At 59.1% G+C, this 9444-nt stretch carries 7 protein-coding genes; all 7 read left to right on the top strand.

The features are described 5' to 3' along the window. The first annotated feature begins 71 nt into the window (after positions 1-71). The 7 genes from ACESLM_RS23905 to ACESLM_RS23875 all read left to right on the top strand — a co-directional run bounded on the left by ACESLM_RS23905 (position 72) and on the right by ACESLM_RS23875 (position 9137). Positions 72-749: a FadR/GntR family transcriptional regulator gene (locus tag ACESLM_RS23905; RefSeq protein ID WP_372635255.1), complete on the top strand. Its 678-nt coding sequence runs from the start codon at positions 72-74 to the stop codon at positions 747-749. Beyond that, positions 749-1897 carry a galactonate dehydratase gene (dgoD, locus tag ACESLM_RS23900; RefSeq protein WP_372635253.1) on the top strand — a complete coding sequence of 383 codons (1149 nt, stop codon included), beginning with the start codon at positions 749-751 and terminating at the stop codon, positions 1895-1897. Before ACESLM_RS23905 ends, dgoD begins: the two co-directional genes overlap by 1 nt. A gap of 121 nt (positions 1898-2018) precedes the next feature. Further along, positions 2019-3788 (top strand): sensor histidine kinase, encoded by a 1770-nt coding sequence (locus tag ACESLM_RS23895; RefSeq protein WP_372635249.1) that lies wholly within the window; start codon positions 2019-2021, stop codon positions 3786-3788. Then, positions 3763-5394: a response regulator gene (locus tag ACESLM_RS23890; protein ID WP_372635246.1), complete on the top strand. Its 1632-nt coding sequence runs from the start codon at positions 3763-3765 to the stop codon at positions 5392-5394. The genes ACESLM_RS23895 and ACESLM_RS23890 overlap by 26 nt, the downstream gene beginning before the upstream one ends. A 132-nt stretch (positions 5395-5526) precedes the next feature. Further along, positions 5527-7254, top strand: a complete 1728-nt coding sequence (locus ACESLM_RS23885) for an extracellular solute-binding protein (RefSeq protein WP_372635243.1) — start codon at positions 5527-5529, stop codon at positions 7252-7254. Between the two features lie 82 nt (positions 7255-7336). Next, positions 7337-8239, top strand: coding sequence for an ABC transporter permease (locus tag ACESLM_RS23880; RefSeq protein ID WP_094050334.1), 903 nt, complete (start codon positions 7337-7339; stop codon positions 8237-8239). Positions 8240-8252: 13 nt separating this feature from the next. Continuing rightward, complete coding sequence (locus ACESLM_RS23875; protein WP_372635240.1) at positions 8253-9137, top strand: carbohydrate ABC transporter permease; 885 nt, start codon at positions 8253-8255, stop codon at positions 9135-9137. The last annotated feature ends 307 nt before the right edge of the window (positions 9138-9444 follow it).

Raw genomic sequence — 9444 nt, 5'->3', positions numbered from 1 at the left:
GGAGCATATAGATATTATCTTTTAAACGTAGAGTTAATATCTTATTAAAGCTCAGAAAAAGCGAGGCCGAGATGAAGAAGCTGGCTCACGAAGAAATTCTGAAGCAGATGGAAGAGAGAATTCGCACAGGGGAATGGAAGCCGGGAGAGAGGCTGCCGACGATGCAGCAGCTGGCATCGCGTTACGGCTACAGCCTGACGGCGGTCCGCGAGGCTCTGCGAGTGCTCGAGAGCCGGAGAGTCGTCAGCATCGAACACGGCCGGGGAATCTTCATTACGAACGATCCCGAGCTATTGGCCGATCCGGTGGACCGGCTGAGGGGGATGGAGACGCGATCGCTGATCCAGCTGCTGGAGGCCCGTCTGGCGATCGAGCCGGAGCTGGCGGCTTATTGCGCGGTGCGCTGTTCCGTCGCGCAGGCCCGTTCCATCCGCGAACTGTGCGATCGGATGGAGGCTCAGATGAAGGCTGGAGAGGATCATTTTGCGACCGACGTGAGCTTCCATCAGGAGATCGCCGACGGAGCGGGCAATCCGCTGCTGGCGCAGATGCTGAGCGTCGTGGCGGATTTGACCGCGCAAGGCAGAAGAGAGACGGATAAGCTTCCCCGCATGCGGGAGAAGGCGGCTGGGTATCACCGACTGATCGGCATAGCGATCGAGGAGCGACAGCCGGAGCAAGCGCGCGCGTTGATGAAAGCGCACATTCAAGACATGCTGAACGCCATACAAGCGAGGGGAAGCGAATGATGAAAATCACGAAAATGGAAACGTTCGTCGTACCGCCGAGATGGCTGTTCCTGAAAATCGAGACCGACGAAGGCATAACGGGCTGGGGCGAGCCGATCGTCGAAGGCAAGGCGCATACGATAAAAGCGGCGGTCGAGGAGCTGAGCGGGTACCTGATCGGGAAAAACCCGCTGGACATTGAAGACCACTGGCAAGCGATGTATCGGGGAGGCTTCTATCGCGGGGGTCCGATTCTGATGAGCGCGATCGCCGGAATCGACCAGGCGCTGTGGGACATCAAGGGCAAGTTCCACCAGGCGCCCGTCTATCAATTGATGGGCGGAGCTTGCCGCAGCAAGATCAAGGTGTATTCCTGGATCGGCGGCGACCGTCCGTCCGATGTCGGCGAAGCGGCAGCACGGGCGAAGGCACATGGCTTCACGGCCGTCAAAATGAACGGGACCGAGGAGCTGCAATACGTCGATACGCACGAGAAAATCGATCAGGTGCTCGAACGGGTAGCCGCGGTTCGTTCGGCTGTCGGTTCCCATTTCGGCATCGGCATCGACTTTCACGGCAGGGTGCACAAGCCGATGGCGAAAGTGTTGGCCAAGGAGCTGGAAGCTTTCCGTCCGATGTTCATCGAAGAGCCCGTACTGCCGGAAAACAACGAGGCGCTCCGGGAGATCGCCCGCGCTTCGCAAATTCCGATCGCGACGGGAGAGAGAATGTTCTCGCGCTGGGACTTCAAGAGCTTGCTCTCCGACGGGTACGTCGATATTATCCAGCCGGACGTCTCCCATGCGGGCGGAATTACGGAATGCAAGAAGATTGCCAGCATGGCGGAAGCTTACGACGTGGCGCTCGCGCCGCACTGTCCGCTCGGACCGATTGCGCTGGCCGCGTGCTTGCAGGTGGACGCGACTTGCCATAACGCCTTCATTCAAGAGCAGAGTTTGGGCATTCATTATAATCAAGGCAACGATTTGTTGGACTATATCGTCGATCCTTCCGTATTCGCCTACACGGACGGCTTCGTCGCCATTCCGGACGGACCGGGACTCGGCATCGAGATCGACGAGGCGCATGTGCGCAAGATGGCGGCGATCGGACACAATTGGAAAAACCCGCTCTGGCGCCACGAGGACGGCAGCGTAGCGGAGTGGTAACGGACGGACTGCCGGAAGTTTTCCGGCAGTCTTTCGTTTTTTTGCCAGTCGACGAAGGCAGGAGGTTGCGCGGGCGGGGAAGAATACAACCTTCTACGCACCTAAAAGGAGGCCGCACGGCATGAAGGTCATTACGCAAGCGCCCCGAAGCTCCATTTTTCTGAAAATCGTGCTGACGTTTCTGGCGCTGCTGATTCCGCTGTACGCGCTGAACCTGTACATGAACGAATCGGGGCAGGAGACGGTCCGCAAGGAAATCGTAGGTTCGATGAACGCCAAGGTGGAGCTGTACGTCAGCCTGATCGAGTCGGATTTCCAGCGGGTCATCAAGCTGATCGAAGCTTACGTCAACGACGTCGACCTGATGAAGCTGAGCACGGCTGTCGACGTCATGTCCGATATCGAGCGGACGGATACGATCCTGGCGCTGAAGAGCAAGCTCGATCTGGTTAAATCGTCCAACAGCTTCGTGTATAATGTAACCGCATTCATCCCTCTGCTGAACCGCAGCGTCACCTCCAACGACGATGCGATCAGCGCCTTCGACGAGCAAGCCTTCAAGGCGCTGTCCGCGACGACGAACCGTTACGAGTCGCCTTACTTGCTATGGCAGGACCGCTTGTTCATCAGCGTCCCCTATCCGGAACCGCCCGCGCCCGGCAGGAAGGAGCCGGTGTTTCTGCTGACGGTGGAAGTGTCCAAGCCGGCGCTCAGAGACGCGTTGCGCCAATTCACGAACAACGGAGAGACGGCCATTCTGACGGGCAATCGGCTGCCGTGGAGCATCGCGGCCGACAACGGCTTGCCCGGGGCGGAGGAGGCGGTCTTCCAAAGACGCAGCGGTTCCGTGCAGAGCGAGACGCTCGCGGTGGGCGGCAACCAATATCTTGTCATCGACAAGTCGTCGGACAAGCTGGATACGACTCTGACCATTCTGATGCCGGAGAGCGCGGCGTTCGGCTCGCTGGAGCGCTACCGTTGGTGGATGCTGCTGCTTACGCTGATGTCGGTCGTGGTCGTCGTCTCCTTCTCGCTCAGTCTTTATCGGATCATCCAGCGGCCGCTTCGGACTCTGATGCGCTCTTTTAACAAGGTAGAGCAAGGGAACCTGAATCTCGTCGTCCAGTATCCGCTGAAGGACGAGTTCGGCTTTCTGTTCAATCGATTCAACGCAATGGTCAGGCAATTGAACGTGCTCGTCCATGAAGTGTACGAGCACAAGTACCGCGTCCGCCTCGCCGAGCTCAGACATCTGCAATCGCAGATCAACCCCCATTTTCTGTACAACAGCTTCTTTATTTTACACCGAATGGCGAGCTTGCAGGATCATGACAACATCGTGCGCTTCACCAAATATTTGGGGGATTACTTCCAGTTCATTACCCGGGACGGAATGGACGAAATTCCGCTGGAAATGGAGGTCAAGTACGCCCGCACGTATACGGAGATTCAGTCGTTTCGCTTCGGCAGCCGGATTCGCAGCGAATTCGGGGGGCTTCCGTCCGGACTGGACAACTGCCTCGTGCCCCGCCTCATCCTGCAGCCGCTGATCGAGAACGCTTACAATTACGGGTTGGAAAATAAAATGAAGGACGGCTGGATCGGCGTCGGCTTCCGGTTGGAGCCGGATACGCTCATCGTTTCGGTGGAAGACAACGGGGAAGAGCTGGACGAGGGAAGGCTGCAGGAGCTTCGCCAGCGGCTGCTCGACCCGGACAAGCAAACCGAGAGCACCGGGCTGATCAACGTTCACCGCCGCGTCCAGATCAAATTCGGGCAGGGAAGCGGACTTGTTCTGTCGCGGGGCCAAAGCGGCGGACTGTTGGCGGAGCTTCGGCTGCCGATCGCGAAGGAGGTTGTTGACGATGCATCGTCTGTTAATCGTGGATGACGAACCGTATACGGTAGACGGGCTTCACGAGATGCTTCAGGAGGCGGACCTGCCCGAGATGGATCTGTATCGGGCGTATTCCGCGATCGAGGCCATCGAATGGCTGAACCGCGTGAAGATCGACCTCGTTCTGAGCGACATCCGCATGCCCGGCATGGACGGGCTGCGGCTGCTGAAGGAGATCCGGTCCAGATGGCCGCGCTGCAAGGTGATCTTCCTGACGGGAATGAACGAGATGAGCTACGTTCGTCAGGCGTTGCGGGACGGCAGCATCGACTACATTCTGAAGACGGAGGGCGACGAGCCGATCGTGCGCGCGATCGGCAGCGCGATCGAAGCGCTGCAGGAAGAATGGCGGCGCGATCAATTCGTCTTGGATGCGCAGGCGAGAGTCCGTCAGGCGATGCCTACGCTGCGCAACGACTGGTTCCGCCGACTGCTGCTGCACGGCGCCGAGGATGCCGGCTTGTCGGCGGCCCGTCTTGCGGAGCTGGAATGCCCGCTGGATGCCGATGCGAAGCTGCTGCCCGTACTCGCGAGGGTCGATCGATGGCCGGAGGAGATGAACGGCAGCGATCGGACGCTGCTCCAGTTCGCCTTCGAGAACATTATGGCCGAACTGCTCGACGGGGCGAAGCTGCAAACCGTGTTCGTGGACGAGCATTACACGATGCTGCTGCTTCAGCGGCCGGACGGCTCGGAACCGTCCGGGCCGTTTCGGGACGAAGAGGCAATGGCCGGCTACGTCACCGGGACGCTCGAGACGGCGCAATCCATTTGCACGCGGCTTCTTCGTCTTCCGGTCTCCGTCATTTGCAGCCTTGCGTTCGTCTCCTGGGACGAACTGGCCGTTACCTATTATCGGATGAGGCGCAAGCTGGTCGTCGGCATCGGCCAGGGGGAGAACATGCAGCTGCTGAGCTGCGGGGGAGGCGGCCCGAGACCGATCGGAGAGAGGTTGCCGACGCTGCTGTCCCGGCAGCGCGAGCGGCTCGACATTGCGCTGGAGAGCGGGCGCCTGGAAGAGGCGGCAGACGCGATTTCGTCCGCCATCGGGCATAGCGGGGAATACGCGCATTATTTGGAGGCCTACTATACGGTGGCCAATCTGATGATCGGACTCGTCAATCGCTCCGGCTGGGACAGCTTGCTGGCGGAAGACAACCGGATGGAGCGGCTGATGGACGCGAAGAGCCATCCGACCCGGGAGCAGGCGGTCTCCTACTTGCAGGAGACGGCCGAGCGTTTGATCGCCTTCAAACGGGACGTCCAGGAGGAGCGTACCGTACGGATCGTCGACCGGGTGAACCTGCATATCCGCGAGAACATCGGGGGCGACTTGTCGCTAACCGCTCTGGCGGAGCTGGTCTACCTGAATCCCGCATACTTGTCCGTACTGTACAAGCAGACGACGGGGCAAAATCTGTCGGATTACATCGCGGGCGTACGTCTGGAAAAAGCGAAGGAGCTGCTGCAGCATTCGCCGCTCAAGATCCACGAGCTGGCGGCGGCCGTCGGCTTCGACAACGCCGGCTATTTTACCCGGTTCTTCCGCAAGCGGACCGGTCTTGGACCGCTTGAGTATCGCGAGCAGGCGGGGCGCTGAACGATCGGCGTCCCTTCCGCGGAAATCTCCAAACAAAAGAGAACGAATCTATAAGTTGTTCCATATCGCAGCCTGTCGCTCCGTCCTATACTGGATTCAAGCAATCAACAACCGTTAACGAGGAGGAGTAGTATGAAGCTGTGGAAAAGCAGATCGGGGGTCGCGGCATGGCTGGTTGCGTCATTGGTTTTTGTAAGCGCTTGCTCTGGGTCGGGCGGCGGAGGGAAGGCAAGCGGAGGAGCGGAATCGCCGCCGGCGTCCAGCGCCGGCAGCGCAAGCCAGGAGACGCAAAGCCAGGAAGCGGCACCGGCCGATCCTCTGGGCAAATACGATCCGCCGATCGAGATCACGACGGTGCGAATCGTCAACGATACGTATAAATACGCCGAAGGGGACACGATCGACAACAACGTCTGGACCCGGTCGATCCAGGAGAAGCTGGGCATCACCGTGAAAAACAACTGGGTCGTCAGCGGCGACGCGCCGGGCGGCCAAGGCGAGCAAAAGATGAACGTCTCGATCGCGTCCGGGGACTTGCCCGACTTCATCCCGGTCAATTCGCGGCAGCTCAAGCAGCTCGTCGAAGCCGACTTGCTGATGGACTTGACGGACGTCTATGAGCAGTACGCCTCCCCGTTCACGAAGGAAATCATGAACCAGGACGGGCCCAACGCGCTCGCTTCGGCGACGTTCGACGGCAAGCTGATGGCGATTCCGAATACCGGCTCTTCGATGGACGGCACGTTCATGATCTGGGTGCGCAGCGACTGGCTGCAGAAGCTGAACCTGCCCGAGCCGAAAACGATGGACGACGTGTTCGCAATCTCCGAGGCGTTCACGACGCGGGATCCGGACGGCAATGGCAAGCCCGATACGATTGGCATTTCGCTGAACAAGGACCTGTACGGCGGGTACGCGGGGCTGGAAGGCTTCATGAACGGGTTCCATGCGTATCCTCGCCAATGGATCAAGGACGAGTCGGGCCAGCTCGTATCCGGCAGCATTCAGCCGGAGATGAAGCAGGCGTTGTCCAAGCTGCAGGAGATGTACAAGAAGGGCGAGATCGACCGCGAATTCGGCGTCAAGGATCAAGGCAAGGCCGCGGAATTCGCGGCAGCGGGACGCGTCGGAATGCACTTCGGACAGATGTGGAATCCTCTCTGGCCGCTCGTGGACAACAAGAAAAACGACGGCAGCGCCCAGTGGCAGTCGTATCCGCTCGTATCCGTGGACGACAAGACGGCGCAGCCGCGGGTCAACCTGGCGATCGGCACCTATTACGCGGTGCTGAAGAAAGCGAATAATCCGGAAGCGCTGCTCAAAATCATCAATCTGTTCGTCGAAACCGGGTGGGGCGAATCGACGACCCCGGACAATTACGCGGAGCACTTCACGAAGGACGGCGTCGAGCGGCATAAGTACATTCCGTTCCAGGCTTGGCCGGCGCGCAAAAATCTCGACATCCACCTGCACTTGCTCGAAGCGGCCAATACCGGGGACAAGAGCAAGCTGAATCCGGAGGAGCAGGACAACGAGCGGCAGATCAGCGAGTATTTGTCCGGCAAGGAAGGCGCCGAGCTGGGCTGGGCGTACGAGCGCGTATTCGGCAAGGACGGCTCGTTCAAGGTCGTCGACAAGTACGTGTCGGACAATCTCATTCTGCCCAACGAGTTCTACGGCGCTCCCACGCCGACGATGGTCGAGAAGGATGCGACGCTGCAGAAAATGGAGCTTGAAGTGTTCTCGAAGATCATTATGGGAGACCCGATCGACAACTTCGACAAGTTCGTCAGCGACTGGAAAAAGCTCGGCGGCGACGCGATCACGGCGGAAGTGAACGAATGGCATGCGTCCAAGTAGCAAGCGGGTGCAGGAGAGGGAAGCGGGATGCCGCTTCCCTCTCCCGGACCGGACACGATAACGAAGGCAGGTGGAGGCAGCGATGCTGCGCAACTTGAAGTCGCCCTATTGGCCGCTGCATCTGATGCTGCTGCCGGGCTTGATTCTGGTGCTGATCTACAGCTACGGGCCGATGGTCGGAATCGTCATCGCGTTCCAGAAGTTCATGCCGGCCAAGGGGGGATTGTTCGCCTCCGATTGGACGGGGCTCGCTAATTTCCGTTATGTGCTCGACATGCCCGACTCGATGCGGGTGCTGAACAACACGATCATCATCGCGCTGTTCAAAATCGTCGTCGGCCTGATCATACCGATTACCGTCTCGCTGCTTCTGAACGAAGTGCGCAAGGAGCTGTTCAAGCGGGGCGTCCAGACGCTGATCTATTTGCCCCATTTTCTGTCGTGGATCATTCTCGGCGGCATTCTGATCGACATCCTGTCGCCTTCCAGCGGCATCGTTAATCAGTTTCTAGGCCTGTTCGGCGTAAAATCGATTTATTTCCTCGGCGACAATTCCTGGTTTCGGCCGGTTCTCGTCCTATCGGACGTATGGAAGGAGTTCGGCTTTAATACGATCGTCTACCTGGCCGCCTTGACGGGCATCAATCCTTCGCTGTACGAAGCGGCCATCGTGGACGGGGCGGGGCGTTGGAAGCAGACGCTGAACGTGACGCTGCCCGGCATGATGCCGATCATCGTGTTGACGATGACGCTGGCGCTCGGCAACGTCCTCAACGCCGGGTTCGACCAGGTATTCAACCTGTACAGTCCGCAAGTGTACGAGACCGGCGACATCATCGATACGTTCGTGTACCGGATCGGGCTCGTCGACGCGCAGTACGGCGTGGCGACGGCGGTCGGCCTGTTCAAGTCCGTCGTATCGTTCACGTTCATCTCCGTATCGTATTATTTGGCCTACCGCTTCGCGAATTACCGGATTTTCTGAGAGGAGGGGCAAGATGGTCGAACATTACACCTTAGGAAGGAAAATATTCGTCGGCGCGAACTATACGGTGTTGGCCGTGCTTTCCCTGCTCTGTCTGGTGCCGCTCATCCATGTGCTGGCCGTCTCGTTCAGCTCCAGCCAAGCGGCTACCGCCGGTCTCGTGAAGCTGTGGCCCGTCGATTTTACGATCAGCTCGTACAAGTTCGTGCTCGCCAAGCCCGCTTTCCTGACCTCGATCGGCGTGACGCTGACGCGGGTCGCGATCGGACTGACGATCAATATGGCGCTGACCGTTCTCGTCGCTTACCCGCTGTCCAAGGAAGTCGGCAAGTTTCCTTACCGGACGCTGTACGTATGGATTTTCGTCGTGACGATGCTGTTCTACGGCGGGCTTATCCCGCAGTACATGATCGTCAAGTATACGGGCATCATGGATTCGATCTGGGCGCTCGTGCTGCCGGGCGCGGTTCCCGTGTTCAACGTCGTGCTGCTGCTGAACTTTTTCCGGGGCTTGCCGAAGGAGCTGGAGGAAGCCGCGTTCATCGACGGTGCCGGCCATTGGACGACGCTGTGGCGCATTATGGTGCCTCTGTCCGCTCCGGCGCTCGCCACGCTGACGCTGTTCGCGACGGTCGGCCACTGGAACGCCTGGTTTGACGGCCTCATCTTCATGAACTCTCCGGACCATTATCCGCTCCAGAGCTACTTGCAGACGGTCGTCATCAACCGCGACCTCAGCCTCGTCTCGTCCGCGGATATGAAGTCGCTCGCGGAAGTGAGCGATCGAACGGCGAAGGCTGCGCAGATCTTTCTCGGCGCGCTGCCGATTCTGCTCGTCTATCCGTTCCTGCAGCGTTTCTTCATGAAAGGCATCGTGCTCGGCAGCGTGAAGGGGTGACGACGGCGGCAGAGTGAGGGAGGGGACGGGTTCGCGAGTCAGGCGAGTCTGGACGAGGTTAGGCAAGGTCGGGAGAGGTCGGGCAAAGGAGGGCTCGGCAACGATCGGCAATATCCATGATCTGGCACAGAAGTGAAGCTGTCCCGTCGGCGGGATGGCTTCTTTGTCGTTGATCCGTCCATCCATAGTACGATTTTCAACCCTTTTAAGAAATTTAGCACATTGTCCGCTCCGGAGACCGTCGTGTAGAGTTAACATCAAAGGCTTATTTTGCGGCATTGCGTTACGGCCGGGCCTGACCGTTAGC

Origin of the sequence: Cohnella sp. (assembly GCF_041641335.1) — a bacterium.
Taxonomy (GTDB): domain Bacteria; phylum Bacillota; class Bacilli; order Paenibacillales; family Paenibacillaceae; genus Cohnella.
This window is presented reverse-complemented; position numbering and strand designations above follow the sequence as displayed.

Bases quoted from the DNA above. Each gene is read 5' to 3' on its own strand.
- ACESLM_RS23905 (WP_372635255.1), top strand. From the start codon at position 72: ATGAAGAAGCTGGCTCACGAAGAAATTCTGAAGCAGATGGAAGAGAGA.
- dgoD (WP_372635253.1), top strand. From the start codon at position 749: ATGAAAATCACGAAAATGGAAACGTTCGTCGTACCGCCGAGATGGCTG.
- ACESLM_RS23895 (WP_372635249.1), top strand. From the start codon at position 2,019: ATGAAGGTCATTACGCAAGCGCCCCGAAGCTCCATTTTTCTGAAAATC.
- ACESLM_RS23890 (WP_372635246.1), top strand. From the start codon at position 3,763: ATGCATCGTCTGTTAATCGTGGATGACGAACCGTATACGGTAGACGGG.
- ACESLM_RS23885 (WP_372635243.1), top strand. From the start codon at position 5,527: ATGAAGCTGTGGAAAAGCAGATCGGGGGTCGCGGCATGGCTGGTTGCG.
- ACESLM_RS23880 (WP_094050334.1), top strand. From the start codon at position 7,337: ATGCTGCGCAACTTGAAGTCGCCCTATTGGCCGCTGCATCTGATGCTG.
- ACESLM_RS23875 (WP_372635240.1), top strand. From the start codon at position 8,253: ATGGTCGAACATTACACCTTAGGAAGGAAAATATTCGTCGGCGCGAAC.